Raw genomic sequence first — 25,816 nt, 5'->3', positions numbered from 1 at the left:
TGCCTGCGCAAGTACATCGTTCCGGAGCTCGGGTGGCAACCTCGACGCATCGCGAGGCGGCGGCTCGGCTCGACAGGCCGTCGATGTTACAGTATAACACATCATGACCGCGACCGATCCCACCTGCGCCCATTCCGCCCTGGACGGCTATCAGGCCGACCGCACCTATCTAGGCGCAGACCACAGTCGCAACGAGCGGCGCACGCGGATCGTCATGGGCATCTGCATCGCCACCCTGATCGCCCAGGTGGCGGGCGGCCTGGTCTTCCACTCCATGGCGTTGACCGCCAGCGGCCTGCACATGGCCGCCCACGTGGCGGCGCTGCTGGTGGCCTCCGGCGCCTACGCCCTGGCGCGGCGGCACGCGGCGAGCCCGCGCTTCGCCTTCGGGACCGGCAAGATCGGCTATCTGGCGGGCTTCGCCAATGCGGTGGTCCTCGGCATCACCGCCGTGCTGATCGCCGTCGAGAGCGTCCAGCGGCTGTTCGCACCCGAGGTGGTGGACTACGGCTCGGCCCTGCCGCTGGCGGCCGGCGGCCTGGTCGTGACCCTGGTCTGCGTGTGGCTGCTGAAGCCCACCGAGCACGGCCGCCACGACCTCAACATTTCGGCCGCCCATCTGCATCTGTCCGCCGACGCCATGGTCGGCGTATTGGCGATCGCCGGCCTCTTCGCCGGGCAGCGGCTGGGCTGGCGCTGGGCCGACCCAGTCGCCGGTCTGGCCGGCGCGGCCCTGGTGGCGCAGTTCGCGGTCAGCCTGGTCCGCCGGGCCGGCGCGACGCTCCTGGACATGAACCCCTCGCCGGAGCTGACCGCCGAGGTCCGCTCGCGCCTGGAAGCCGAGGGCGAACAGGTGACCGACCTGCACATCTGGAACCTTGGCCCCGGCCACAATGCCGCCGTGGCGGTGGTCAGCGCGCCCGATCCAAGGCCGGCGGAAGCCTATCATCTGCGCCTGAAGGGCCTTGTGGGCCTCAGTCACGTGACTGTTGAGGTGCGCGCGGCGAATCCGCGCTAGATTGTCCAAGATGAGTAGCTTTCGTACCCGGAACCGGCGGCGCACACGTGCGCGGCCAGCGATCCTTTTGGCCACGGCCACGGTCCTGTTGGCGGCGACCTTCGCCGGCGGCTGGTGGGCGGCGCAGCGGATAACCCCGCAGAAGATCGCCTACACCAAGGGCCCGGCGCCGGCGCTGCGCGCGTCGAAGGCCGCGGCCCGGCCCGCGCCGGCGGCGCTACAGGCGACCCTGGAGCGCATCGCCCAGGGTTATGGCGAGCCGGTGGGGATCGCCGTCAGCGACGTCACCTCAGGCTGGACCGCCTCGGTGGACGGCCAGCAGACCTTCCCGCAGCAGAGTGTCTCCAAGCTCTGGGTGGCGCTGGCCGTGATGCAGGCGGTGGACGACAAGCGCCTGTCGCTGGACCAGACCGTGACGATGCACGCCGAAGACCGCTCGGTCTTCTACCAGCCCCTGGCCTCGCGGATCCGCGGGCCGAACGGGCTGACCATCACGCTCGCCGACCTGATGCGCCACGCGCTAATCGAGAGCGACAACGCCGCCAACGACATGCTGATCCGCCAGGTAGGCGGCCCCGGCGTCGTCGCCCGGGTGATCGCCGACAAGCGTCTCGCAGGCCTGGCGCTGGGCGGCACCGAGCGCGATGTCCAGACCAAGACCGCGGGCCTCGAGTGGCGGCCGGAGTATGGCCAGACCTGGATCTTCAAGCAGGCCCGCGCCGCCCTCCCGGACGACGTTCGCGACCAGGCGCTGGCCAACTATCTGGCCAATCCGCCGGACGGGGCGACGCCGGACGGGATCGCCGCCGCGCTGGCGGCCCTGAAGCGCGGCGAACTCTTAAGCCGCGCCTCCACAGACTTCATGCTCGACCTGATGGGCGAGGCGCGCACCGGGGCCATGCGCCTGCGCGCCGGTGTCCAGCCGGGCTGGAGCTTGGCGCACAAGACCGGCACCGGGCCCGACTGGCGCGGGGCCTCGGTCGGCATCAACGACGTGGGCCTGTTGACCGCGCCAGACGGCCACACCTATTCCGTGGCGGTCATGGTGCGCGAGACCAAGCAGCCGCCCTCGGCGCGCCATCGCCTGATGATCGGGGTCGCCCGCGCAGTGGAAAGCTATTGGGCCGCCTCCGGCGAGCCCGCCGCGCCGACACAACAGATCGCCACCAGCGCGCCGCTGCAGGGCGGACCGGGCCTCTAGTCTCCGGAATTTTCCACGTGGCCCTTCACCAGCTTCAGGTGGACCTTGGTTCCGGTCGGATCGGTGGTGTCGATGCCGGTCTTCGGATCGGTGGGGAAGACCTGACAGAGGCTGCCGAACAGGCGCGGCTTCGACTGGCTCATGCAGACCTTGTCGCCCTTCACGGTCCACTTGCCGGCGAGCGCCAGGCCTCGGCGGCTCTTGCCCGTCCAGCTGCCGTCCGGTTGCAGCCAGATCTTCCGCGAGCGTCCGTCCGGATCGACAGAGACGATCGTGTTGCCGAACGCGGAGGCGACGTTGGCGGCGCCTGGCGAGGCGCTGGCCGCGAGTGCGGGCGGCGCGAGCGCCAGGACGGCGGGAATCAGGAGAACGAGGGTTTTCATGTCCGCTGAACGCGTGAACCGCGGATTCGGCGCCACGAGCTGAAGGGCGCCTGGTTTGCAGCGCGGGCCGGGCCTCTAGCCCTCGGACTTCTCCACATGGCCCTTCACCAGCTTGATGTGGATCGGCGTGCCGGTGAGGTCCTCAGAGTCGATCCCCTTGGCAGGATCGGCGGGGAAGGTCCGGCAGAAGCTGATCGGCAAGGTGGGCGGCTTGGATTGTCGCAGGCAGACCTTGTCGCCCTTTACCGACCACTTACCGGCCAGCGAGTTGCCGCGCCGGCTGAGGCCTGTCCAGGTCCCGTCCGGCTGCAGCCAGATCTTCTGGGAGCGGCCGTCGGGATAGACCGACATGACGGTGTTGCCGAAGGTCGCGTCGACCTTGGCCGTGGGCTCCGCCGCCGTCGCCGCCGTCGCGAGCGCCAGCAAGGAGATGAGGAGCGGTATCCGGGTCATGCGGGCATCAACGCGCGAACCTTGGAATCGAAACGCGGCTATTTTTCGCCGATGGCCAGGGTCGGCAGGACCGAAGCCTGCTCCGCGTCCAGCTGGGTCCTGCGGAAGTGGGCGCGCACGCCACTGTCCTTGCCGAATTCCATCAGCTGGTCGGCGGCCGGCGTATAGGCGGGCCAGGTCCCGCTCCCGCATTTCGGGACGCTGGTCTTGGCGAAACTGACCCAGCAGGCGTGCATCAGGCTCGCCACCTCCTGGTCCTTGGCGCTGACCATGCTCATCGGCGTGCGCCGGCCCCAATATTCCCAGACGTACTGGATCTCGTCGGCGTGGCCGGCGCGCGTCTTGGTCGCCGGGAAGCGCGAGCCGACATAGGAGAAGTAGTAGAGCCAGCTCGGCTTGCCGCCGGAAGTCTCGGCCGCCACCCAGCGGGCCGGGCCGCCCATCACCCGGTCGGTGAACACCGCGCGGGCGAAGGTGTCGGGCCCGGCGGCGGCCTCGGCCGTGTAGGCGGGCTTCACGGCCTCAGGGATGCGCGCGAGCGCCGCGGCAGGCAGCGTCGCGGGGCCCATCAGCGAGTCCTCGCCGGAGTTGGAGCCGATGATCAGCGGCACATCGGGGATGTGGCCGCGGGCGATGGCCTGGCTGTCGGTCTCGGTCATCAGCTTGCCGTCGATGAACGGGCCGTAGGCGCCGTTCACCGCCGCCAGCTTGTCGGCGGGAAGCGCGCGCAGGTCCGCGGCCCTCGCGGTCTCCGGCACGCCGGCCTTGGCGAGTGCAGCCACGCCGATCTTCTCCTGGTCGGCCAGGGTCGAGGGCGTAGTCCAGCCCAGGCCGCTCTCGACGATAGCCTTCTGGTAGAGCCCCTTGGCCGAGGGCGTGGCCAGGATGGCCAAGGTGCTCATCCCCCCGGCGCTCTCGCCGAAGACGGTGACGTTCTTCGGGTCGCCTCCAAAAGCGGCGATGTTCCGCTGCACCCATTTGAGCGCCGCGATCTGGTCCATCAGGCCATAGTTGCCGACCGGATCGCCGGGCCTGGCGGCCTTGGTCAGCGCCGGGTGCGCGAAGTAGCCGAGCGCGCCCAGGCGGTAGTTGATGCTCACCACCACCACGCCGTCGCGCGCGAAGTTCTCGCCGCCGTAGATCCAGCCTGCGCCCGTGCGGTGGCCGCCGCCGTGGATCCAGACCATCACCGGCGCGTCCTTCGCATGCGGGGGCGCGAAGACGTTGAGCTGCAGGCAGTCCTCGGAGGTGGGTCCGTTGGCGCCGCCGGAGTTGGGCGAGCCGTCGGCGTTCATCGGCTGCGGGCAGGACGGCCCGGCCTCGGCGGCGGGACGCGGCGCGGTCCAGGGCTTCACAGCCTGCGGCGGCGCCCAGCGCAGGTCGCCCACCGGGGCTGCGGCGAAGGGGATGTTGCGGAAGACGTCGGCCTTCTCCGTGGCCACGCCGACCACCGGGCCTGAGTCGATCTTCACAGTGACCGATTGGGCGCTGGCGGCGCCGGCGGCCAGCACCGCGGCGGCGCTCAGAACGGCTGCGATGCGCATCGTCGAAATCCTCCCCGCCGGCGTGAGCCGGTCTGATGACGCGGACCTTCCGGTCCGGCGGACGAAGGGTCAAGACGCGAGGGTCAAGGCGGCGGTTTTCGGAACTTGACTCTCCGCGCGCCGGTTCTAGAACAAAAGTGGAACGAAAGGAGTCCGCAAAGCCATGTCCGATTTTCGCGGACTCGACGCCGTCCGGGCGAAGATCGCCGCCATCGAGACGGCCGCACGCCCGGACCGCGGCGTCCTGCCGTTCGGCGAGGCGCGGATCGACGGCTGCCTGCCGGGCGGCGGCCTGCCGCTGGGCCGCTGGCACGAGGTTTGCGGCGACGGCATGGAGGTGGAGACGGCCGCAGCACCGACCGCCTTCACCGCGCTCCTGGCCGCGCCGCTGGCGAGGCGGGGCGAGGTGGTCTGGGTGCTGCGCCGCGACGACCTGTGGGCGCCGGGGCTTTCCGGCCTGGGCTTTCCATCGGAGCGGTTGATCCAGGTCTGCGCCCGCGACGAGGCTGAGGCTCTGTCGGTGATGGAGGATGCGCTAGGGACCGTCGGCGTCGCCGCCGTAGTGGGCGAGGTCGAAGCCGCCGACCTGACCGCGGGCCGCCGCCTGCAGCTCGCCTGCGAGAAACGCCAGGCCACCGGCTTCCTGATCCGCCGTCGGCCCTATGGCGGAACGGCCCGGCGGGAAGCCACCGGCTCGGCCGCCTCGACCCGCTGGCGGGTCGCCTCGGCGCCCTCCGAGCCACCGGCCGGGGAGTTCGGCCTGGGAAACCCGCGCTTTCGGGTGGAGCTGGAACGCTGCCGGGGCGGCCGGACCGGCGCCTGGCTGATGGAAGCGGCCGGCGCCTATAGCTGGGAGACCACGGATGTCGCGCATCCTCTGCGCCTGGTCGCCGACCTGGGCGATCGCCAACTGGCGCCGGCGCTACCCCGAACCATCGCCGCCTGAGCCGCCGCCGCCCTTCGCCCTGCTGGAGACGGTGCGCGCCGTGCGCCGGCTGTCCGCCATCAGCGTCGAGGCCGCCCGGCTGGGCCTGCGCATAGGCCAGAAGGCCACGGACGCGGCCGCCCTGGTTCCCGACCTGGTCAGCGCCCAGGCTGAACCGGAGGCCGACGCCGACGCCCTCACCGCGCTCGCCGACTGGTGCGTCCGGTTTTCACCCGCAGTCGCCATCGACGCCCCGGACGGCCTCTTCCTCGACGTGACCGGGGTCGACCACCTGTGGGGCGGCGAGGCCCGGATGCTGGACGATTTCAGCGCCCGCCTCGATGCCAACGGCCTGCCGTTCCGCTGCGCCATCGCCGACACGCCAGGCGCCGCCTGGGCGTTCGCACATTTCGGTGCGGATGGAACCATCGCCCCGCCGGGCGGTCAAGCCGCCTTGCTCGCTCCGCTGCCGCCGGCGGCGCTGCGGTTCGAGACCGAGACCTGGGCTCAGGTGGAACGGCTGGGCCTGCGCCGGCTGGATCAACTGATGTCGATCCCGCGCGGGCCCTTCGCCCGGCGGTTCGGCCGCGTGGCGCTGAGCCGCCTCGACCAGGCGCTGGGCCGCGAACGCGAGGCGCTCACGTTCCGCCGCCCGCCGACGCCCTGGTTCGCCCGCCTGGCCTTCGCCGAGCCGATCAGCGCCCCGGAGGACATGGCCCGCGTCACCGCCGATGTGATCGCCAAGCTCTGCGCGCGGCTGGAGAGCCAGAGCCACGGCGCCCGGCGCTTCGAGATCGCCTTCCACCGCGTCGACGGCAAGGCCCTGCCGCTGGCCATCGGCCTGTCCCTGCCCGGCCGCGACCCCACGCGCATCGCCAAGCTGTTCACACCCCGGCTGGACACCGTCGACCCGGGCTTCGGGATCGAGGTGGTGACCCTGACCGCCCAGGACGTGGAGCCGATCTCCGGCCGCCAGGCGCGGCTGGATACGGCGCGCGAGGCCACCGTCGAGGAGGGTCTGGCGCCCCTGGTCGACCGGCTGGTGAACCGCCTGGGCGCCGAACGCGTCTGGCGCGCCGCCCCGGCGGAAAGCCACGTGCCGGAGCTGGCCGTGGGCCGCACCCGTCCCTTCGCCTCAGTTGCCGGCGGCAAGCCAGCCGAAGTCCAACCCTGGAACCGCGAGACCCCGCGCCCGACCCGCCTGTTCCGCCGCCCCGAGCCGGTGGAGGCGGTCATGGCCATCACCCCCGACGATCCACCCAGCCAGTTCCGCTGGCGCGGCCAGGTGCACCGCGTGCGCCGCGCCGAGGGGCCCGAGCGGATCGGCGAGGAATGGTGGCGAGGCCAGATCGAGGATGTCCGCGTCGATCACGTGCGCGACTATTACCGCGTAGAGGACATGGACGGCGGCCGTTTCTGGCTGTTCCGCGCCGGCCTCTACGGCGACCCGGACGCGCCCCCGAACTGGTGGATGCACGGGGTATTCGGATGACCCGTTATGCCGAGCTGCAGGCGGCGACCAACTTCTCGTTCCTGCGCGGCGCCTCGCATCCATGGGAGCTGATGACCGGCGCCGACGCCCTAGGCCTGGAGGCGGTGGGCGTCTGCGACCGCAATTCGCTGGCGGGCGTGGTCCGCGCATGGTCGGCGAAGAAGGAGCTGCCGGCGGGCTCGAAGACCCGCGACCTGACCGGCTGCCGCCTGGACTTCGCCGACGGGACGCCGAGCCTTTTGGTCTACCCTTCAGACCGCGAGGCCTATGGTCGGCTGACCCGCCTGCTCACCGTCGGCCAGCGCCGCACCAAGAAGGCCGGATGCGAGCTCCACTGGGCCGACTTCCTCGACCACGCCGAGGGCCAGCTCGTGCTGGTCGCGCCGCCGGATCGCCTGGATGAGGCCTTCGCGGGGGACTTGCGGCGCATCGCCGGGGAACTGTCGGGCAATGTCTGGCTGGCCGCCGCGCGGCGCTATGGCCCGCGCGACCTGCACCGGCTGTCGCACCTGGCCGATCTGGCCCGCCAGTCGGGCGCGCCGATGGTCGCCACAAACGACGTCCTCTATCACTGCCCCGAACGCCAGGCTCTGCAGGACGTCCTGACCTGCATCCGCGAAACCTGCACCGTCACCGAAGCCGGGCTGCGGCTGCAGGCCAACGCCGAGCGCCACCTGAAATCGCCAGACGAGATGGCGCGGCTGTTCGCCAAGTTCCCCGGGGCGGTGGAGCGCAGCGTCGAGATCGCCGATCGCGTCACCTTTGACCTCGGCCAGCTGCGTTACGAATACCCTGACGAGCCGGTGCCGCCGGGCGATACGGCTATCCACCATCTGCGCCGCCTGGCCTGGCGCGGGGCGCAGCATCGGTTCGAGAAAGGCCTGCGCCAAAAGGAGCGGCGCACCGTCAAGCGCGAGCTCGACCTCATCGAGAAGCTAGGCTTCGCCAATTACTTCCTGACAGTCCACGACATCGTCGCCTGGGCGCGCAGCCAGGAAATCCTGTGTCAGGGCCGGGGTTCGGCGGCCAATTCCTGTGTCTGCTATTGCTTGGAGGTCACCGCGGTCGATCCGACCAAGGACGACCAGGACCTGCTGTTTTCCCGCTTCCTTTCCGAGGAGCGCGGCGAGCCGCCGGATATCGACGTCGACTTCGAGCACGAGCGCCGCGAGGAGGTGATGCAGTACGTCTATCAGCGCTATACCCGCGACCGCGCGGCGATCGTCGCCACCGTGATCCACTATCGTCCACGCATGGCGATCCGCCAGGTGGGCAAGGCGCTGGGCCTGACAGAGGACATCACCGCCGCGCTCGCCAACACGGTCTGGGGTAGCTGGGGCGACAGCGTCGCCGACGACCACATCCGCCAGGTGGGGCTCGACCCGGAAAACCCGCAGATCCGCCGCGCCACCGCCATCGCCGAACAGCTGATCGGCTTCCCACGCCACCTGTCGCAGCACGTGGGCGGCTATGTGCTGACCAAGCGCCGCCTGGACGAGACCGTGCCGATCGGCAACGCCGCCATGAAGGACCGCACCTTCATCGAGTGGGACAAGGATGACATCGACGCCATCGGCCTGATGAAGGTCGACGTCCTGGCGCTGGGCATGCTGACGGCGCTGAAACGGTCCTTCGACATGCTGCCGCCTTTGCCGGACGGGCGCCGCATCACTGATATCAGCCACATTCCGCAGGAGGACGCCGCGGTCTACGACATGCTCTGCAAGGCCGACTCGGTGGGTGTCTTCCAGGTGGAGAGCCGCGCTCAGATGTCGATGCTACCGCGCCTCAAGCCTCGAAAATTCTACGACTTGGTGATCGAGGTGGCGATCGTGCGTCCGGGCCCGATCCAGGGCGACATGGTGCACCCCTATCTGCGGCGGCGCGATAAGCTGGAGGAGCCAGAATATCCCGCACCGTCGCCTGAGCACGGTTCGCGAGACGAGCTGAAACATGTGCTCGAAAAGACCTTCGGCGTGCCGCTTTTCCAGGAACAGGCCATGCGGCTCGCTATTGACGCTGCACACTTCACCGACGACGAAGCCGACGGTCTGCGCCGATCGATGGCCACCTTCCGCGCCGACGGAAGGCTCTGGACCTACCGGGACAAGTTCATCGAGGGCATGGTCCGGCGCGGTTATCAGCGCGATTTCGCCGAACGCTGCTTCAAACAGATCGAGGGCTTCGGCTCCTATGGCTTCCCGGAGAGCCACGCGATCAGCTTCGCGATCCTGGTCTACGTCTCGGCCTGGGTGAAATGCCACTATCCGGAAGTGTTCTGCGCCGCCCTGCTGAACAGCCAGCCCATGGGCTTCTACCAGCCGGCCCAGCTGGTCCGCGACGCCAAGGAGCACGGCGTCGAGGTGCGCGCGCCCGACATCGTCGCCAGCGACTGGGACTGCACTCTGGAGCCGCCGGACGATCCGCGCACGCCCCGCCGGGCGCTGCGGCTGGGCCTGCGCCAGATCAAGGGGTTCAGGAAGGAAGAGGCGCTGGAGTTCATGAAGGTTCGCGACGGCGGCCTCGTGACGATGGAAGACTATGTCCTGCGCTCAGGCCTTACGCGCCGCAGCCTTGAACTGCTGGCCGAGGCCGACGCCTTCCGATCCTTAGACCTCAGCCGCCGCGAGGCGCTGTGGACGGTGAAGGGCATGGCCGACGAGGTGGGCGCCGAGAAGACCGCCCCGATCATCGCGCGCCAGAGCGTCAAGGAGGCCCAGGTCCTCCTGCCGTTCATGAGCCTGCCCAAGGAGGTGGCCGAGGACTACCGCACCACCAGCCTGTCGCTGAAGCGGCACCCGGTGGAGTTCTACCGCGACGACCTGGCGGCGATGCACGCCGTACCCTGCGCGAGCCTGAGAGGGATGAAGAACGGCCGCCGCGTTTCGGTGGGTGGCCTGGTGCTGGTGCGCCAGCGGCCCGGCACCGCCAAGGGCGTGGTGTTCCTGACCCTGGAGGACGAGAGCGGCATCGCCAACATCGTCTGCTGGAAGGATGTCTTCGACGCCAACCGTCGCCTGGTGATGGGCGCCGCCTTCCTGGTGGTCCACGGCCAGGTGCAGGAGGCGAGTGACGTGATCCACGTGGTCGCCGAAGACTTCACCGACCTTTCCGGCAAGCTGGGCGAGATGCGCGACCACGAAGACGCCCCCGGCGCCAAGCCCGCACCGCCCCACGCGCGGCCCGATAACCGCCTGGTCCGCAGCCGCGATTTCCATTGAGGCTTGGCGGGAAAGATTTACACCGCCATGCTCAAGCCATGACGACGGCGAAGAAGCCTCGAGTGCCGCGCGGCCCCAATGCCGAGCGCCGGGCCGCGACACGGGCCAAGATCATGGACGCGACGGTCCGTTGCCTGGCCGAGTTCGGCTATGCGGCCACCTCGACGCCACTGGTGGCCAAGATCGCCAAGGTCAGCCGCGGCTCCCTGCTGCACCAGTTCCCCACCAAGATCGACCTGATGCTGGCCGTGGCCGAGCACGCCTCGCGGGTCCGCGGCGCAACCGTGCGTGAGTATCTAACGCCCTATCCGGAGGGGCCCGAGCGTTTCCTGCAAGGCGTGGACGCGGTCTGGGCTTCCTTGCAGCGAGTCGAGGCCATCGCGCTGATGGAGGTCACCGTCGCGGCGCGCAGCGACAAGGAGCTGGCCGGCCGCTATCCGGAATTCGCCGTCGATCTCGACGCTCTCCTGCATCGCGCTCGGGTCCGCATGGCCGAGAACCTGGGCATTCCCGATCGGCGCGAGGAGATCGAAACCCTGGCGCACCTGACCCGCGTCGCGCTCGAAGGCCTGGCCATGAGTTCGGTGTTCATCGGGCGTCAGACGGATGACGCCGCCAGGGTCGTGGCGCTGCTCAAACAGATGCGCCAGCAGGTGATCGACGGATTGGTCGCCCACCCCAAGCCGCCTGCCCGCTGATTTGTAGTCTCCGTTGACCACAGGATGGCCCGCGGCCTAAGCTGCGCGATGAACGGGGGCGTTCATGAGCCAGGCGTGCGCCCTCCCAAATCCAAAAGCTGGCGGGGAGCGGGCGAATGACCACGGGCCAAACGGATTCCAATCGCAGGCATGTGCTGATCGCCGGCGCGGCGCTCGCCACGGCGGCGGTCGCCGGCAAGGCCGCGGCCCAGGCGCCGAGCCCGCCCGCCGCCGCCCCGGCCGGCCTCGCGGCCGGCGGCGGCTCGTCGAAGATCTTCCAGGTCACCGACACGGCTACCGGCAAGGTGCAGGGCATCGCCAACGGCCCGGTGTGGGAATTCCGCGGCATCCCCTACGGCGCGCCCACCGGCGGCAAAAACCGCTTCATGCCGCCGCAGAAGCCGGCGCCCTGGAAGGGCGTGCGCGAGTGCTTCGCCTTCACCTCGGTCTGTCCGCAGACCCAGGCCGACATTCGCGGCGAATACGGCCAGCTGATCATGTGGGACCGCCAGGTGGGCGGCATGGGCGAGGACTGCCTGTCGCTGAACGTCTGGACCCCCAACGTCGACCGGGGCGCCAAGAAGGCGGTGATGGTGTCCTTCCACGGCGGTGGCTTCGCCACCGGCTCGGGCAACGCGCCGGGCTTCGACGGAAAGGACCTCGCCTACTACGGCGACGTGGTGGTGGTGACCGTGAACCACCGGCTGGCGAGCTTTGGCTACACCAATCTGGTCGGCGCCGGCGCGCCCGACGCCTTCAAATACGCCGGCGTCACCGGGGTCATGGACCTGGTCGCCTCCCTTCAGTGGGTGCGCGACAACATCGAGAATTTCGGGGGCGATCCTGGCCGGGTGATGATCTTTGGCCAATCGGGCGGCGGGGCGAAGACCTCGACTGTCCTGGCCATGCCTCCGGGCAAGGGCCTCTTCCATCGCGCCGCGGTCCAGTCCGGCTCGGCGCTGCGGCTGGTGACGCCCGAGGCCGGGGCGGCGACCGCCGAGAAATTCCTGAAGCGGCTGGGCGTCTCCAAGGCCAACATGGGCGACCTGCAGAAGGTTTCCTGGCAGCAGATCCTGGAGGCCCAGACGGCCGCGGGCGGCAACTTCTCGCCGGTGATCGGGACTGACGCCCTGCCGCACCACCCCTTCGATCCGGGCGCGCCACCAGAATCGGCCAATGTGCCGGTGATCATCTCCACGACGCTGGAGGACGCCGCGCTGGGCCTGACCAACTTCACCCTCACCGAAGACGGCCTGCGCGCCCTCTTCGACCAGCGCTGGCCCGGCAAGGGCAAGGAGCTGATGGCGCTCTATCGCCGGTACGATCCGATCGCCACGCCCTTCCTCATCCAGGCCCAGGCCTTCACGGATTCCGGCGGGCGCAGGGCGGCTTACACGCAAGCCGCGCGCAAGGCCGCGGCCGGTGGCGCGCCGGCCTACGTCTATCAGTGGAACTGGCGCACCTCCGCCTACGACGGCCAGTTCGGGGCGGTGCACGGGATCGACGTGTCGGCCTCGTTCCACTCCTACCGCGACGGCTTCTTGGCCGGCTCGACGAGCGGCAAGAAGATGGCCGACCGGCTGGCCTCGAGCTTCTCGGCCTTCGCCAAGACGGGCGATCCGAACAACAGCCATATCCCGCCGTGGAAGCCCTATAGCGACGCCCAGCGCAATGTGATGCTGTTCGACAACGACACCCGCCAGGAGGTCGGACCCCGCGCCGAAATCCGCGCCTATTGGGACGCCAATCCGCCGGCGCCCGGCGCGCGCGGATAAGGGGAGGACCAACCGATGACCAAGACCACCGACAAACTCAGCCGCCGCGACCTGATCCAGGTCGCCTCGGTCGCCGCCACGGTCGCGGGCGCGACAGGCGTCTCCGCCGCCAAGGCGCAACCGGCGCTCGGCCAGCCGCCAGCCCCGGCCTCGGAGCGCATCCTCGGCAACGCCGCGGCGCCGGGTGGGATCTTCTGGACCGTGGAGACCACGGCCGGGAAGGTGCAGGGCATCGCCAACGGGCAGGTGAAGGAGTTCAAGGGCATTCCCTATGGCGCCTCCACCGGCGGCAAGAACCGCTACATGGCGCCGAAGAAGCCGACGTCCTGGGCGGGGATCCGCAACTGCATCGGCTACGGCCCGATCTCGCCGCAGACCCCGGCCTCGCTGGAGTCCGACTACTCGATGATGATCGCCTGGGACCGCCACGTCGGCCCCGGCGGCATGGGCGAGGACTGCCTGAACCTCAACGTCTGGACGCCGAGCGTGAACGACCACGCCAAGCGCCCGGTGCTGGTCTCGTTCCACGGCGGCGGCTGGGCCACCGGCTCGGGCAACGGGCCGATGTACGACGGGGCCCAGATGGCGAGGCTGGGCGACGTGGTGGTGGTGACCGTCAACCACCGCCTGGCGGCCAACGGCTATCTGCATCTGGCGGGCCTCGGCGCGCCGGCGGAGTTCGCCAACGCCGGCAACTGCGGCGTCATGGACATGGTGGCCTCCCTGCGCTGGGTGCGCGACAACATCGAGCGCTTCGGCGGCGATCCCGGCCGGGTGATGATCTTCGGCCAGTCCGGCGGCGGCTCGAAGACCTCGACCCTGCTGGCCGTGCCGTCCGCCAAGGGCCTGTTCCACCGCGCCGCGGTGCAATCGGGCTCGACGCTGAAGCAGGCGACGCCAGAGGAAGCGACGGCCGAGGCCGCCAAGCTGCTGAAGACTCTCGGCATCGCCAAGGGCAATGCGGCGGCGATCCAGAAGGTCCCGTGGCAGAAGCTGCTGGAGGCCCAGGTCGCCTCCAACGCCAACTTCCGCCCGGTGATCGGCGACAAGACCCTGCCGCACCATCCGTTCGATCCCGCCGCGCCGCCGGAGTCGGCCGACGTGCCGGTGATCATCTCCACCACCCTGCACGACGCGGCCCTGCGGCTGACCAACTTCGACCTCACCGAGTCCGGGCTGGCGGCGCTGATGCGTCAGCGGTTCGGGGCCAAGGGCGGCGACATCCTGGCGGCCTATCGCCAGGAGAATTCCCGCCAGACACCGTACCTGACGCAGGCCGAGGCCTTCACCGACGCCACCCGCGGCAATTCGCAGATCCAGGCGCTGCGCAAGGCCGCGCTCGGGAAGGCTGCGACCTACATGTACGTCTGGGACTGGGAGACCCCGGCCTTCGACGGCAAGTTCGGCGCGGTGCACGGCCATGACGTGGAGGCAAGCTTCCACCTGTCGCGCAATCCGATCGGCGGCGCCGGCATGAAGCCCGGACGGCAGATGTCGGACCGGCTGTCGGCGACCTGGGTGGCGTTCGCCACATCGGGCGACCCGAACAACAGCCTGATCCCGCACTGGCCCGCCTACGAGAAGGGCCGCCGCGCGACCATGGTCTTCAACAACGAGATGAAGGTCGTCGACGACTACCGCGGCGACTTCGTGCGGATAATCGCCGACGCCGCGCCTGCGACGCCCGATCCCCGCAAGGCCTGATGAATTGCCCGGGCGCCGGGTGTCGGATCGGCGTGTTATCGTGCGTCCTTGGAGTGGGAGGACCCCATGACCGAGGCCATTCAACTGCTGGTCGGCACCCGCAAGGGGGCCTGGATCTATCGTAGCGACGCCCAGCGCCGGACCTGGAGCGTCCAGGGCCCGATGTTCCTGGGCAGCATCGTCAATCACTTGGTGCTCGATCCCCGCGACGGCAAGACGCTGCTGATGGCTGCATCCACCGGCCACCTGGGCCCGACAATCTTCCGCTCCACCGACAGCGGCGCCACCTGGGCGGAGGCCAAGACGCCGCCGGCCTTCCCCAAGTCCGACGACCCCAAGGCCCGGTCGGTCGACCACAGCTTCTGGCTGGAGCCCGGCCACGCCAGCGAACCCGGCGTCTGGTGGGCCGGCGTCTCGCCGCCGGGCCTCTTCGAAAGCCGCGATGGGGGCGAAACCTGGGCCAGCGTCGCCGGCTTCAACGACCATCCGAACTATTGGAACTGGGCGCCCCCGGAGGCCGGCACGCCAGACGGCGCGCTCTTGAACCAGGTGGTGATCGACCCGCGCGACGCCGCCCACATGTATGTGGCCACGTCCAGCGGTGGGGTGTTCGAGACCACCGACCGCGGCGCGAGCTGGCGGCCGCTGAACCAGAACGTCCGCTGCGACTTCCTGCCGGACCCCTATCCGGAATACGGCCAGGACGCCCACTACATCGCGCTGTCGCCCACCGATCCCGACCGGCTCTGGCAGCAGAACCACTGCGGCATCTACCGCCTCGACCGGCCCGGCGAACGCTGGGAACGCATCGGCGAGGCCATGCCCAAGGAGGTGGGCGACATCGGCTTCACGGTCGTGCCGCACCCCCGATCAGCCGACACGGCCTGGGTCTGGCCGATGGACGGCACGGACGTCTGGCCGCGCACCAGCCCGGGCGGGCGGCCCGCCGCCTACCGCACCCGCGACGCGGGCAAGAGCTGGGAGCGGCAGGACAATGGCCTGCCGACCGACCAGGCCTGGATCACCGTCAAGCGCCAGGCCTTCTGCGGCGACCGCTGCGATCCCATGGGGCTCTACTTCGGCGCCACCAACGGGGAGATCTGGATGAGCGAGGAAGGCGAGGGCTGGCGCCAGATCGCCGCGCACCTGCCGGAGATCTATTCGGTCGTCGCGGCGCCGATCGCCTAAGCGCCATGGCCCGCGTGCTGATCCCCTCCCAGCTCACCGCCTACACCGCCGGCGCGACGCGGGTGGAGGCGGCCGGCGCGACGGTGGGCGCGGTGCTGGACGACCTCGACAGCCGCTTCCCCGGCCTGAAGTTCCGGGTGATCGACGAGCAGGATCGGGTGCGCAGGCACATGCGCCTGTTCATCGGCCAGGCCGAGACCCGCAGCGTCGCCAAGGCGCTGGGCGAGGGCGACGAGCTGTTGATCTTCGGGGCGTTGAGCGGGGGCTGAGCGTACCTTCCCCGCGGAGCGGCGGAGGTAGGGCGCGGGACTAGCCCGTGTTGGGCGGCGCGGCGTAGGCGAGGTCGGCCGCCGGAGGTGGCGAGCGCGGCGCCTCGCTGGCGGTGAGGCGGAGGTCGCCGGAAAGGCCCATGTCCGACTTGAGCTGGCGGATCAGGGTGTCGATGGGGATATCGAGGAAGTCCTCGCGGCGGGCCGCTTCGTCCAGGCGGTTCTCCAGGTCCTCGGAGAGGATCTCGAACTCCTCCTCGTCGCGCTCGGCTTCGTCCCACATGAGGCGGTTGAGCGCGCCGCGCACGCGGCGGAACCGCTCGCCGACCTGGGCCTGACGTTCGGCCGCCTCCGGGTCGAGGGGGGTCGCAGCTTCGCCACCCGGGTCAACGGCGGCCAGCCGAACCTGCCGGGCGGCCTCGCGATCGTCCTCGGCGCGGGCGCGCTCGATCTTCAGTTCCAGGGCGAAGGTCTGACGCACGCCACGCGAGACGCGCTGGAAGGCCAGGGCCAGTTTGTCGGCCTCCTGCGGCGTCTCCGCCGCCAGCGCCCGGGCGTGCAGCTCACGCGCCAGTGTCAGGCCGAGCTCCGAAAGCTCCGACAGCACCGCGTCCTGCCGTTCCCGTCTCGTTGCATCGGACATGAACAAAAGGGGAACATATGGGAAGAAGGAAGTCAAGGTTTTTCGCGCCGAGGGCTCGCGGAAGCCCTAGCCTCGCCCGTTCGATGTAACGCGCTGAGCGGACGTTCCGTAGGTCCACGAAGGGTGGAGCCCGGAAATAAGGGCAGGTCCAAAGTGCGGACGCGGCCGATCCAGGTCGATGCGGACGCCTCAGGCCACGGCGGGCGCAACCTCCGGCCCCGGCGCGACGCCTTCAATACGCCGGAGCAGCAACTGCACCCATCCGACGCCCAGCAGATACGCAACCGAGGCCCAGGTGAGAAGGGGCGCGTAGCCATATCCATGGTCGAGAGTCCAGCCCGCGATGGACAGCATCGCCATGCCGGAGATGTTCCCGCTGAAGGCCTGGATCGCGATCACGGTCGCGACGCGTCCGGGCGGGGAGATGTCGGTGGCCAGCGCAAAAATGTTGATCGAGAAGCATTGGTGGGCCGCGAGCGTCAGGCCGAGGATCGCCGTCGCCAGCCAGTAGTTCCCCGCCGATGCCGCGTACCAGACGGGCATCACCAGCAGGGCGGCCGTCAGCATCATCCCTTTGCGCGCGGCGTTGAGGCTGACGCCCGCTGAGAGCAGACGCGTCGAAGCGAAGCCCGCGAGCAGGGCGCCCCCGCCGGAGGCGGCGTAGATTGCCGCGAGCGGCAGGCCGAAGGCGCTCATGCCGAGATGGAATACGCGGTTGAACAGGTCAGGCATCCAGTAGAGCAGCAACCACCAGACGCTGTCCGAACACGCGCGAGCTCCGGCCACGGCCCAGGTGCGCCGGTCGGTCAGAACGTCCGTGAGGCGGGACGTCTCCACGAAGGCCGGCGTCGGCATGTCCATCTCAGCCGTGACGACCTGCCCTGCTCGTGAACCTAGCCACGCCACGACCCAGAGGAGGCCGAGACCGCCGGTGACCAGGAACGCGTTGGCCCAACCGATTTTCAAGGCGACCAGCGGGATGACCAGCGGGGTCACGACGGCGCCCAGGGTGCTCGCGGCCGAGATGATGCCGTACGCCATCGCCCGCAGTTCGTTGGGGTAAAGGGCCGCGGCTGTCTTGATCGCGGTCGGCGAGTTCAGGGCCTCCGTGACCCCGAGGGCTGCCCGCGCGACCGTGAACTGCCCGACCGTGCGGGCGAAAGCGTGGCCGATTGCCGCCACGCTCCAGAGCGCCGCCCCAAGCGGGTTGGCGCGCCGCCATCCAATGCGGTCGACGAGCCAGCCTGCGCCAAGGAAGGAGAAGGCGGTGGCGAATTGGAAAGCCGAGGTCATCCGGCCGTAGTCGCCGTCGGTCCAGTGAAGGTCCTGCTGCAGCATAGGCTTCAGGACGGCGATGATCTGGCGGTCGGCGTAGTTGAGCAGAATGCCAAGGCTAACCAGGCCAAGTACAAGCCCACGCCTGCCTTGCCATAGCTTGGGTTTGTGGATGTCCATCCGCCCCCCGGCGTTCACGACTGCTGGAGCTTGCGTAACACGGATTTCTCAATTTCACATCGGTGCTCGAACGTCAGCGAACCGGCCCCTCCCAACGACCGCAATGGGTCGAAGGCGGCCGTCCGGCTCCGGCGCTTTCCCGACGTTCGCCTCTCGCTTGGAAGCAATGTCAGTCCAACAGGCGTCCTTCCAGACTGTTGGAGAGGCCTTCATCTCATGCTGAGAAGCCGAGATGCCAAGGCAAACTGCCGACCATGAGATCAATGCCACGGTGGGTTCGGACAGGCCGAACGCATGCCCGGCGGAGGGTGGAACGGCCGTGAACGACCTTTCCCATTCCGCGTCGTCATTCCCGGGTCTGTCCCCGGAATGACGACAGTGCGTGGCAAGTCGGCGCGGACACGATTGGGCCGCCCTGGAATACCAGCGCCCGCGCCCAGACGAACGGGCGACAGCGCCGCAATTCTCCAGTCATGGTTGCGTCATAGTGGGTAAGGATGCGCACCGCAGGCGATGGCTTGCGGCGGGCTTATCGGGGGAGGTGGGCGTTGCGTCTTGGGTTTGGACTTTTGCTGCTGATGGGCGCGGCGGCGCCCGCATGGGCTTCTGAGACGCCGCGCTATGAACCGGCGCCGGCCTGGGTCTTGCCCGCGCCGCCGATCAAGCAGGGCGCAGGACTACCCCTGTACGCGCTACTCGATCAGCAAACGCGCATCGCCGACGGCACGGTGTGGAGCTATCGCGAACTCGGCACGCGCGCAATCTCGGCGGACGCGCTGGCGCGCATGGGCACGGTGACACTGAACTGGCAGCCCTTCCACGGCGATCTGATCGTCCACCGCGTCGACATCGTCCGCGACGGCCAGCGCATCGACGTCCTGAAGGCCGGCCAGAAGTTCGATGTCATCCGGCGCGAGCAGGGTCTCGAGCGGCTGGAGATGAACGGCGTGCTTACGGCCACGCTGCAGGTCGAGGGTCTTCGAGTCGGCGACGTGCTGGACATCGCCTATTCGGAGTCGGTGAAGGATCCGGCCTTGAAGGGCGGCGTTCAGGCCGCCGCCGCGGCTCTGGTCGAGCCGTTCAAGGTCGACTACGCGCGCGCTCGGATGATGTGGCCCACGGGCGCGCCGATCCAGTGGAAGGCCTATCCGACCGGATTGAAGGCCACGGAAAGCGACGCCGCCGGCTGGCACGAGGTGAATTTCACGCTTCCCGCGCCGAAGCAGCCCGACATGCCGAACGACGCGCCGCGACGCTATCGGCCGATCCCCGCGATCGAGGCGGCCAGTTTCGCCGACTGGCCCGCCGTGTCCGCGGTGTTCCTCCCGCTCTATCAGACACAAGGGCTGATCAAGCCGGGGACGCCGCTGGCGCAGGAAGTGGCGAAGATCAGCGCGCGCGAGAGCGATCCCCGAAAGCGGGTCGCCGCCGCGCTTTCCCTGGTCCAGGATCGCGTCCGCTACTTCGCCGACGGCATGAACGGCGGCAACTATGTGCCCCAGGCGCCGGAGCGGACCTGGTCGGCCGGCTATGGCGACTGCAAGGCCAAGACGCTGCTGTTGCTGGCCATATTGCACGGGCTCGACATCGAGGCTGAGCCGGTCCTGGCCAACATTGGCCAGGGCGATCTCGTCGCAGTGCGCCTGCCCGCGCCGGAAGCCTTCAATCACATCTTCGTCCACGCCAAGGTCGGCGAAGAGGACCTCTGGCTCGACGGCACCGGCCGCGGCGCCCGTCAGGAGGACATGGGCGATTCACCCCCGTTCCACTCTGTCCTGCCGTTGCGGGAAGGCGGCGCGCCGCTGCTCCAGCTCCCGGCCAAGGCGCCGGCGAGGCCGACGCGAGTCACGACCGTCGATATAGACCAGAGCGCGGCGCTCGGGGTCGGCGCCCCATTCACCGCAACCGTCGTCCTACATGGCGGCGAGGCAGACGCGCTGCGTGCCGTGGTCTCGCAGTTGGACAACGAGAAGCTTCTGACGCTTGCGCAGGTGAGCTTGGGGGGCGCCGCGGGACCGAACGCCATCATCGCCACGCAGAAGTTCGACTTCGACCCCGAAGCCGGAACCGTCACCATCTCGGCCACCGGGATCGCGCGGCCGGCCTGGCGACGCCAGGACCATGCCTATCGCCTGCGGCCCGCCAGCGCGCTCGCGAGCCTCAACCTCAATGCCGATCGCGCGCGGCCGGCGTGGAAGGATATCCCCGTCGCCTTGGGCGAGGCGAGCCATACGTTGGTCACCACACATCTTCGCCTGCCCGATAGCGGCCGCGGGGTCGCCCTTGAGGGCGACGGCGCCATGGACCTCGATATCGCCGGCCGGCGCTACGTCCGCAAGGCGACGCTGGTCGGGGATCTGTTGACCATCGAAGAACGCAGCACCAGCGCCGGCGAGGAGCTGCCCGCGGCACAGCTGCCCGCGACACGGGCGAAGCTCGCCGCTTCCCAGGGCCGGACGTTGCGTCTCGCGACCGGACCTGACTATGCGCCGCCCTATCAACAGGTCTCGGACGCGGTGCGCGCCCACAAGCTCGACCGGCTTGCCGCGCTCCACGCCGCGATCATCGCCGTCAAACCCGATGAGGCGGCGCGGTATGTCAATCGCGCGGTCTTCTACGAAAACAGCTTCCAACGCGAATTGGCGCTGGCCGATCTCGACAAGGCGGTGTCGCTGGACGGCAATGCGGCCACGCTGCTGCGCCGCGCCGTCCTGCTGGAGGCCATGGGGCAGAAGGACAAGGCCGCGGCGGACTACCAGGCCGTGCTCGGCCTCGACCCCTCGTCCAAGGTCGCGTTCACCCGCTTGGGCCTCTTGCAGATCGACGCGGGGCACAAGGACGACGCCCTGGCGCCTATCGACCAGCATCTGGAAAGCGCGGACGAGGACAAGCCCGATTGGGAGTCGGCCAAGTCTGAACTCCTGGCCAGGGCTGGCGATTCCGATGGGGCTATCGCCGCGATCGACAAGGCGATCGCCGTCAAGTCCGCCAACGCCCAGTTCCTGAACCAACGCTGCTGGATCAAGGGGACCCTGGCCGTGCAGCTCGATAGCGCCCTGCAGGACTGCACGCGCGCGATTGAGCTCACGGAAAACAACATCGACGCGCTCGACAGCCGCGCCATGGTCTATTTCCGGCTGAATCGGATGAGCGAGGCCTTGGCCGACCTGAACGCCGCCTTGGACCGCAATCCGATGCTGTCGGGTTCGCTGTACCTGCGCGCGGCCATCGAACGGAAGATGGGCAAGGCCGCAAACGCCGACGCCGACGCCGCCTCCGCCCGCCTGCTCTCGCCGCGCATCGACGAAGAATACGCCCGTTGGAAGATCAAGGCGTAGCGAGGCGCTCAGCCAGGGATGCGCCGTTTAAGGCGCCCGCCCAACGAGCCATCTTCCAGACCGCTGGAGAGATTTCATCTCATGGCAGCGTGGGTCCGGGCGGACCGGACGCAGGTTCGGAGCACACGCCGGGTGGACTTCCCGAGGTCCGTCGGTGTGGAAGCCGTTGCCCCCTGCCGGTCAGGGTCTAGTCTAGTCTTCCGCCACGGATAGTGGATGAGAGCGATGAGCGACGCTGTCGGCCCCGGCGATCTGGTTCTGTGCGTCAACGCGGCCCCAAACCATGCCACGGGACGGCCCGTTCCTCTGCGAGCCGGAGAGACCTACCGGGTCATTTCGGTCATGGAATTTGCCTGCCCGTGCGGACGGTCCGACGCCTTGCTCGACGTGGGCGTTGATTTCGCATGGTGCCAGACGCGGTTCCGGCTCCTGCCAAAGCCCAAGGCCCAGGCCAGGACGCGGCGCGTTTCGGCCCCCAGGGAGAAGGAGACGATCCGCTAGACGACCTGGGCTGAGAGGCAGGCGAGACCCCTCCTCCGACCTGCGGAGTTTATCCTCGGGTCGGCCTTTGGCCGAGCCCGGGGGCAGGCCACCTCCTCCCACAAGGGGAGGAGGAAACTTCAGCCATCAGAACCTCAACGCCCGCGCTTCCTTCACGTGCGGCAGGGCCTGGATCTTGCCCAGCAGCTCTTCGCTCGGCGCCTGGTCGACGCCCACTAGCGCGATGGCGTCGTCGCCGGCGGAGACGCGGCCCAGATTGAAGGTGGCGATGTTGACGTCGGCCTCGGCCAGCAGGCGGCCGAGGTTGCCGATGAAGCCCGGCTTATCGAGGTTGTTGACGTAGAGCATGGTCGGGCTGAACGGGCTGTCGAGGTCCATGCCCTTGACCTCCACGACGCGCGGGGTGCCGGCCAGAACGGAGCCCGCGAAGGAGCGCTTGCCCTTCTCCGTGGTGACGGTGATGCGGATCAGGCTCTCGTAGATCGGGCTGTCGTCCTGGCGGCTTTCCGAGACGGTGATGCCGCGCTCCTTGGCCACCGCGGGCGCCGAGACCATGTTGATCTCCGCCAGCATGGGCCGCATGACGCCGGCCAGCGCCGCCGCCGTCAGCGGCTTGGCGTTGAGCTGCGCCACATCGCCCTCGTAGGCGATGTCGATGGCCTTGATCCCGAAGTCGACCATTTGCCCCGCGAAGGCGCCGAGCTTTTCGGCGAGCGCGATGAAGGGCTTCAGGCGCGGCGCCTCTTCGGCGGTGACCGAGGGGCTGTTCAGGGCGTTGGTGACCGCGCCGGTCAGGAGGTAGTCGCTGATCTGTTCGGCCACCTGCAGGGCGACGTTCTCCTGCGCCTCGTTGGTGGAGGCGCCCAGGTGCGGCGTGGCGACGAAGTTGGGCGCGCCGAACAGGACGTTTTCCCTGGCCGGCTCGGTCGTGAAGACATCAAAGCCCGCGCCGCCGACATGACCGCTTTCGAGGGCCGCGCGGAGCGCCGCTTCGTCCACCAGCCCGCCGCGGGCGCAGTTGACGATCATCACGCCCTTTTTGGTCTTGGCGAGGTTCTCGGCCGACAGGATGTTGCGGGTCTTGTCGGTGAGCGGGGTGTGCAGGGTGATGATGTCGGCCCGGGCCAGGAGCTCGTCGAGCTCGACCTTCTCGACGCCCATCTCCACCGCGCGTTCGGGCGACAGGAAGGGATCGTAGGCCACGACCTTCATCTTCAGACCCAGCGCCCGGTCGGCGACGATGCCGCCGATATTGCCCGCGCCGATCAGGCCGAGCGTCTTGGCGTAGAGCTCGACGCCCATGAAGCGGCTCTTTTCCCACTTGCCGGCCTGGGTGGAGACGTCGGCGGCCGGCATCTGGCGGGCGAGCGCAAACATCATGGCGATGGCGTGCTCGGCGGTGGTGATCGAGTTGCCGAAGGGGGTGTTCATCACCACGATCCCGGCGGCGGTGGCGGCGGGGATGTCGATGTTGTCGACGCCGATGCCGGCGCGGCCGATGACCTTGAGCCGCGCAGCCGCGGCGATGACGTCCTTGTTGGGCTTGGTGTCGGAGCGGACGACCAGGCCGTCATAGTCGCCGATGATCTTGATCAAATCGTCCTTGGAAAGGCCGGTCTTCACGTCAGCGTCGACGCCGCGCTGCTTGAAGATGTCGAGGGCGGCGGGGCTGAGGGAATCGGCGATGAGAACGCGGGGCATGGGAAGGTCTCTGTGCTTGAGCCCCTCCCCCTTGCGGGGAGGGGTTGGGGTGGGGTGCAAGCGGGGCGAGGGTGGTGTTTCACCCCCATCCCCGACCCTTCCCCGCAAGGGGGAAGGGAGGCTTGGATCAGGCGGCTTGGAGCTCGGCCGAGACGGACGCGAAGGCCCAGTCGAGCCAGGGGGTGAGCGCCTCCAGGTCGGACGCATCCACCGTGGCGCCGCACCAGATCCGAAGACCCGGAGGGGCGTCGCGGTAGCCGCCGACGTCGAGGGCCACGCCTTCCTTTTCCAGGAGCGCCGCCAGCTTCTTGGCGAACTCGGCCTGGGCGTCCTCCGAGAGCGAGGTGACGGCCGGGTCGATGACCTTCAGGCACACCGAGGTGTTGGAGCGGGTCGCGGGATCCGCCGCCAGGAACGCGACCCAGGCGGTCTTCTGCGCCCAGGCTTCCAGCACGCCGAGGTTGGCGTCCGCCCGGCGCTTCATCTCCGCCAGACCGCCGATCGAGGCGGCCCACTTGAGCGCGTCGACGGCGTCTTCGACGGCCAGCATCGAGGGCGTGTTGATGGTCGCGCCTTCGAAGATGTCGAGGGTGACCTTGTTCGCCCCGTCCTTCTTGGAGGTCATGCGGAAGAGCTTCGGCATGGGCCAGGCGGGCGTGTAGCTTTCCAGGCGGGCGACGGCGCGGGGCGACAGGATCAGGACCCCGTGCGCGGCCTCGCCGCCCAGCGCCTTCTGCCAGGAGAAGGTCACCACATCGAGCTTGTCCCAGGCCAGGTCCTGGGCGAAGGCGGCGCTGGTGGCGTCGCAGATGGTGATCCCTTCGCGGTCGGTGGCGATGAAGTCGCCGTTCGGCACGCGCACGCCGGAGGTGGTGCCGTTCCAGGTGAACACCAGGTCGGCGTCCTTGCGGACCTTGGTCAGGTCCGGCAGCTCGCCATAGGGGGCGTCCAGCACCTCGGCGTCGATCTTCAGCTGCTTGGTGACGTCGGTCACCCAATCCTTGCCGAAGCTCTCGAAGGCCAGCAGCTGCACGGGCCGCGCGCCCAGCATCGACCACATGGCCATCTCGACGGCGCCGGTGTCAGACCCCGGCACGATGCCGATCAGGAAGTCGTCGGGGACCTCCAGCACCTCGCGGGTGCGGTCGATCGCTTCCTTCAGGCGCGCCTTGCCGAGCTTGGAACGATGCGAGCGTCCCAGGACGGCGTTGCGAAGATTTTCGGGGGTCCATCCGGGTCGCTTGGCGCAGGGGCCGGATGAAAATTCAGGGCGCGCCGGCCGCATGGCCGGCTTCGCGGGGGTCGTCATAGCAATGTCTCCCATCCTTACAGATGGACTGCGCCCCGTTGGGAGGGCGTGGCCCGCGGGCCAAAAACCCGGCTTCGGGCCTGGGAGCAAGTGAAAGTTTCTGGAAGCGCCCTTAAGCGACGCTATGGCGCAGAGGCAGCGGCGACGCGCAGCCGGGTCCGCCACGCCAACACCGTGCCCACCACCAGACAGACCAGGATCGCCCCGAAGTTGAAGTCCGTCAGGACCATATGCAGCAGGTCGGCGTCCGGGCGGCCAGTGACGAAGTAGAACGAGTGGAGGGTGAACTGGGCGGCGTAGAACAGCATCGCCCCGCCCAGCCAGAGGCTGGCGTACCGCAACGTCACGGCCAGAAGACCGAGCGCCGTGAGCGCGTCACACGAGAGGCCGAGGATCACCCACCATCCCTGCGGCATGGCCGTCTGGGCGAGGCGCTCGAAGATAACCATGACGAGCACGACAGCCGCGCCCGCGCGCTCCGCCGGCCCGCCCTTCCAAATGGCGAACAGGCAGGTCGTCACCAGGAGGAGCGACAGGAGTATGTAGGTTAAGAATGGCGACATGATTCCGCGTCCCTAACGTACATTAGGGACGCGGAACCAGTTAAACTATCGCAACCAAGGCCTCGATCGTCCGACCGAGGCGCTTTTCGGTCAGCCGGCCTTGCGGGCGGTGACTTGCTCAACAGTCTGCAGGGACTGCGGCTTCTGGAAGTCCATCTTCGTACGGACGCCCAGACGAAGCTGAGCTTCGTTAAGTTCGTTGTGCACGGCGACCATAGCCGTGCGGGCTTCGCTGAGCGCCTTCATGGCGTCCAGCAGCTTCACTTGCACGTCGTCGGCGAACACCAGCGAGGTGTTCACTTCCTTGCGCGCCGTGAGCACTTCGCTCATCAATTCAGCAGCTTCCGACAGAGCGCCGTCGACGGCGGCTTCGGTGACGAACAGCTTCTTGGCCACTCGCTGAGCCACAAACGCTTTTTCCATTAGGATTCCCCA

At 68.9% G+C, this 25,816-nt stretch carries 20 protein-coding genes; 11 read left to right on the top strand and 9 right to left on the bottom strand.

The window, feature by feature from the left end:
- The first annotated feature begins 103 nt into the window (after nucleotides 1–103).
- Together VHS75_RS02880 and VHS75_RS02875 are read left to right on the top strand one after the other, a co-directional pair.
- The gene (locus tag VHS75_RS02880; RefSeq protein ID WP_329637098.1) at nucleotides 104–1,018 is read left to right on the top strand and encodes a cation diffusion facilitator family transporter; all 915 of its coding nucleotides are present in this window, start codon (nucleotides 104–106) and stop codon (nucleotides 1,016–1,018) included.
- A 10-nt stretch (nucleotides 1,019–1,028) separates the two neighbouring features.
- Nucleotides 1,029–2,219: a serine hydrolase gene (locus VHS75_RS02875; RefSeq protein WP_329637097.1), complete on the top strand. Its 1,191-nt coding sequence runs from the start codon at nucleotides 1,029–1,031 to the stop codon at nucleotides 2,217–2,219.
- Here the strand turns inward: VHS75_RS02875 and VHS75_RS02870 are convergent.
- From VHS75_RS02870 to VHS75_RS02860, 3 genes are all read right to left on the bottom strand, one after another.
- Nucleotides 2,216–2,602: a hypothetical protein gene (locus VHS75_RS02870; RefSeq protein WP_329637096.1), complete on the bottom strand. Its 387-nt coding sequence runs from the start codon at nucleotides 2,600–2,602 to the stop codon at nucleotides 2,216–2,218. The two genes, VHS75_RS02875 and VHS75_RS02870, sit on opposite strands and share 4 nt — an antisense overlap.
- 75 nt (nucleotides 2,603–2,677) lie before the next feature.
- A complete protein-coding gene (locus tag VHS75_RS02865) occupies nucleotides 2,678–3,055 on the bottom strand; it encodes a hypothetical protein (protein ID WP_329637095.1) in 378 nt (125 codons plus the stop codon).
- A 38-nt stretch (nucleotides 3,056–3,093) separates the two neighbouring features.
- Entirely contained in the window at nucleotides 3,094–4,599 is a 1,506-nt protein-coding gene (locus tag VHS75_RS02860) for a carboxylesterase/lipase family protein (protein ID WP_329637094.1), read from the bottom strand.
- Between the two features lie 163 nt (nucleotides 4,600–4,762).
- Here VHS75_RS02860 and VHS75_RS02855 point away from each other — a divergent pair, with 163 nt between their 5' ends.
- From VHS75_RS02855 to VHS75_RS02820, 8 genes are all read left to right on the top strand, one after another.
- A complete protein-coding gene (locus VHS75_RS02855) occupies nucleotides 4,763–5,545 on the top strand; it encodes a protein imuA (RefSeq protein ID WP_329637093.1) in 783 nt (260 codons plus the stop codon).
- The gene (locus tag VHS75_RS02850) at nucleotides 5,463–7,016 is read left to right on the top strand and encodes a DUF6504 family protein (RefSeq protein WP_329637092.1); all 1,554 of its coding nucleotides are present in this window, start codon (nucleotides 5,463–5,465) and stop codon (nucleotides 7,014–7,016) included. Before VHS75_RS02855 ends, VHS75_RS02850 begins: the two co-directional genes overlap by 83 nt.
- Nucleotides 7,007–10,237: an error-prone DNA polymerase gene (locus VHS75_RS02845; protein WP_329637134.1), complete on the top strand. Its 3,231-nt coding sequence runs from the start codon at nucleotides 7,007–7,009 to the stop codon at nucleotides 10,235–10,237. Before VHS75_RS02850 ends, VHS75_RS02845 begins: the two co-directional genes overlap by 10 nt.
- A 62-nt stretch (nucleotides 10,238–10,299) precedes the next feature.
- The gene (locus tag VHS75_RS02840) at nucleotides 10,300–10,935 is read left to right on the top strand and encodes a TetR/AcrR family transcriptional regulator (RefSeq protein ID WP_329637091.1); all 636 of its coding nucleotides are present in this window, start codon (nucleotides 10,300–10,302) and stop codon (nucleotides 10,933–10,935) included.
- Between the two features lie 116 nt (nucleotides 10,936–11,051).
- The gene (locus VHS75_RS02835) at nucleotides 11,052–12,710 is read left to right on the top strand and encodes a carboxylesterase/lipase family protein (protein ID WP_329637090.1); all 1,659 of its coding nucleotides are present in this window, start codon (nucleotides 11,052–11,054) and stop codon (nucleotides 12,708–12,710) included.
- Between the two features lie 15 nt (nucleotides 12,711–12,725).
- Nucleotides 12,726–14,414 carry a carboxylesterase/lipase family protein gene (locus VHS75_RS02830; protein WP_329637089.1) on the top strand — a complete coding sequence of 563 codons (1,689 nt, stop codon included), beginning with the start codon at nucleotides 12,726–12,728 and terminating at the stop codon, nucleotides 14,412–14,414.
- A 66-nt stretch (nucleotides 14,415–14,480) separates the two neighbouring features.
- Entirely contained in the window at nucleotides 14,481–15,602 is a 1,122-nt protein-coding gene (locus VHS75_RS02825; protein ID WP_329637088.1) for a glycosyl hydrolase, read from the top strand.
- A 5-nt stretch (nucleotides 15,603–15,607) separates the two neighbouring features.
- Entirely contained in the window at nucleotides 15,608–15,871 is a 264-nt protein-coding gene (locus VHS75_RS02820; RefSeq protein WP_329637087.1) for a MoaD/ThiS family protein, read from the top strand.
- A gap of 40 nt (nucleotides 15,872–15,911) precedes the next feature.
- Here the strand turns inward: VHS75_RS02820 and VHS75_RS02815 are convergent, their stop codons facing one another.
- Together VHS75_RS02815 and VHS75_RS02810 are read right to left on the bottom strand one after the other, a co-directional pair.
- Nucleotides 15,912–16,514, bottom strand: a complete 603-nt coding sequence (locus tag VHS75_RS02815) for a hypothetical protein (protein WP_329637086.1) — start codon at nucleotides 16,512–16,514, stop codon at nucleotides 15,912–15,914.
- A gap of 189 nt (nucleotides 16,515–16,703) precedes the next feature.
- Nucleotides 16,704–17,969 (bottom strand): MFS transporter, encoded by a 1,266-nt coding sequence (locus tag VHS75_RS02810; RefSeq protein ID WP_329637085.1) that lies wholly within the window; start codon nucleotides 17,967–17,969, stop codon nucleotides 16,704–16,706.
- Nucleotides 17,970–18,517: 548 nt separating this feature from the next.
- On the opposite strand from VHS75_RS02810, the gene VHS75_RS02805 reads away from it, so the two are divergent.
- Nucleotides 18,518–21,307 (top strand): DUF3857 domain-containing protein, encoded by a 2,790-nt coding sequence (locus tag VHS75_RS02805; protein WP_329637084.1) that lies wholly within the window; start codon nucleotides 18,518–18,520, stop codon nucleotides 21,305–21,307.
- Nucleotides 21,308–21,934: 627 nt separating this feature from the next.
- On the opposite strand, the gene serA is transcribed toward VHS75_RS02805, so the two are convergent.
- From serA to VHS75_RS02785, 4 genes are all read right to left on the bottom strand, one after another.
- Complete coding sequence (gene serA / locus VHS75_RS02800) at nucleotides 21,935–23,509, bottom strand: phosphoglycerate dehydrogenase (RefSeq protein ID WP_329637083.1); 1,575 nt, start codon at nucleotides 23,507–23,509, stop codon at nucleotides 21,935–21,937.
- 127 nt (nucleotides 23,510–23,636) lie between these two features.
- Nucleotides 23,637–24,818 (bottom strand): phosphoserine transaminase, encoded by a 1,182-nt coding sequence (locus tag VHS75_RS02795; protein ID WP_329637082.1) that lies wholly within the window; start codon nucleotides 24,816–24,818, stop codon nucleotides 23,637–23,639.
- Nucleotides 24,819–24,940: 122 nt separating this feature from the next.
- Nucleotides 24,941–25,381: a hypothetical protein gene (locus VHS75_RS02790; RefSeq protein WP_329637081.1), complete on the bottom strand. Its 441-nt coding sequence runs from the start codon at nucleotides 25,379–25,381 to the stop codon at nucleotides 24,941–24,943.
- 90 nt (nucleotides 25,382–25,471) lie between these two features.
- Nucleotides 25,472–25,804 carry a hypothetical protein gene (locus VHS75_RS02785; RefSeq protein ID WP_329637080.1) on the bottom strand — a complete coding sequence of 111 codons (333 nt, stop codon included), beginning with the start codon at nucleotides 25,802–25,804 and terminating at the stop codon, nucleotides 25,472–25,474.
- Between the last annotated feature and the right edge of the window lie 12 nt (nucleotides 25,805–25,816).

This window comes from Phenylobacterium sp. (genome assembly GCF_036264965.1).
In the GTDB taxonomy this organism is placed as follows: domain Bacteria; phylum Pseudomonadota; class Alphaproteobacteria; order Caulobacterales; family Caulobacteraceae; genus Phenylobacterium.
Note: the sequence above shows the minus strand (reverse complement) of the source record. Positions and strands in the feature narration are given on the sequence as shown.

Bases quoted from the DNA above. Each gene is read 5' to 3' on its own strand.
- VHS75_RS02880 (WP_329637098.1), top strand. From the start codon at position 104: ATGACCGCGACCGATCCCACCTGCGCCCATTCCGCCCTGGACGGCTAT.
- VHS75_RS02875 (WP_329637097.1), top strand. From the start codon at position 1,029: ATGAGTAGCTTTCGTACCCGGAACCGGCGGCGCACACGTGCGCGGCCA.
- VHS75_RS02870 (WP_329637096.1), bottom strand. From the start codon at position 2,602: ATGAAAACCCTCGTTCTCCTGATTCCCGCCGTCCTGGCGCTCGCGCCG.
- VHS75_RS02865 (WP_329637095.1), bottom strand. From the start codon at position 3,055: ATGACCCGGATACCGCTCCTCATCTCCTTGCTGGCGCTCGCGACGGCG.
- VHS75_RS02860 (WP_329637094.1), bottom strand. From the start codon at position 4,599: ATGCGCATCGCAGCCGTTCTGAGCGCCGCCGCGGTGCTGGCCGCCGGC.
- VHS75_RS02855 (WP_329637093.1), top strand. From the start codon at position 4,763: ATGTCCGATTTTCGCGGACTCGACGCCGTCCGGGCGAAGATCGCCGCC.
- VHS75_RS02850 (WP_329637092.1), top strand. From the start codon at position 5,463: ATGTCGCGCATCCTCTGCGCCTGGTCGCCGACCTGGGCGATCGCCAAC.
- VHS75_RS02835 (WP_329637090.1), top strand. From the start codon at position 11,052: ATGACCACGGGCCAAACGGATTCCAATCGCAGGCATGTGCTGATCGCC.
- VHS75_RS02830 (WP_329637089.1), top strand. From the start codon at position 12,726: ATGACCAAGACCACCGACAAACTCAGCCGCCGCGACCTGATCCAGGTC.
- VHS75_RS02825 (WP_329637088.1), top strand. From the start codon at position 14,481: ATGACCGAGGCCATTCAACTGCTGGTCGGCACCCGCAAGGGGGCCTGG.
- VHS75_RS02820 (WP_329637087.1), top strand. From the start codon at position 15,608: ATGGCCCGCGTGCTGATCCCCTCCCAGCTCACCGCCTACACCGCCGGC.
- VHS75_RS02815 (WP_329637086.1), bottom strand. From the start codon at position 16,514: ATGTCCGATGCAACGAGACGGGAACGGCAGGACGCGGTGCTGTCGGAG.
- VHS75_RS02810 (WP_329637085.1), bottom strand. From the start codon at position 17,969: ATGGACATCCACAAACCCAAGCTATGGCAAGGCAGGCGTGGGCTTGTA.
- serA (WP_329637083.1), bottom strand. From the start codon at position 23,509: ATGCCCCGCGTTCTCATCGCCGATTCCCTCAGCCCCGCCGCCCTCGAC.
- VHS75_RS02795 (WP_329637082.1), bottom strand. From the start codon at position 24,818: ATGACGACCCCCGCGAAGCCGGCCATGCGGCCGGCGCGCCCTGAATTT.
- VHS75_RS02790 (WP_329637081.1), bottom strand. From the start codon at position 25,381: ATGTCGCCATTCTTAACCTACATACTCCTGTCGCTCCTCCTGGTGACG.
- VHS75_RS02785 (WP_329637080.1), bottom strand. From the start codon at position 25,804: ATGGAAAAAGCGTTTGTGGCTCAGCGAGTGGCCAAGAAGCTGTTCGTC.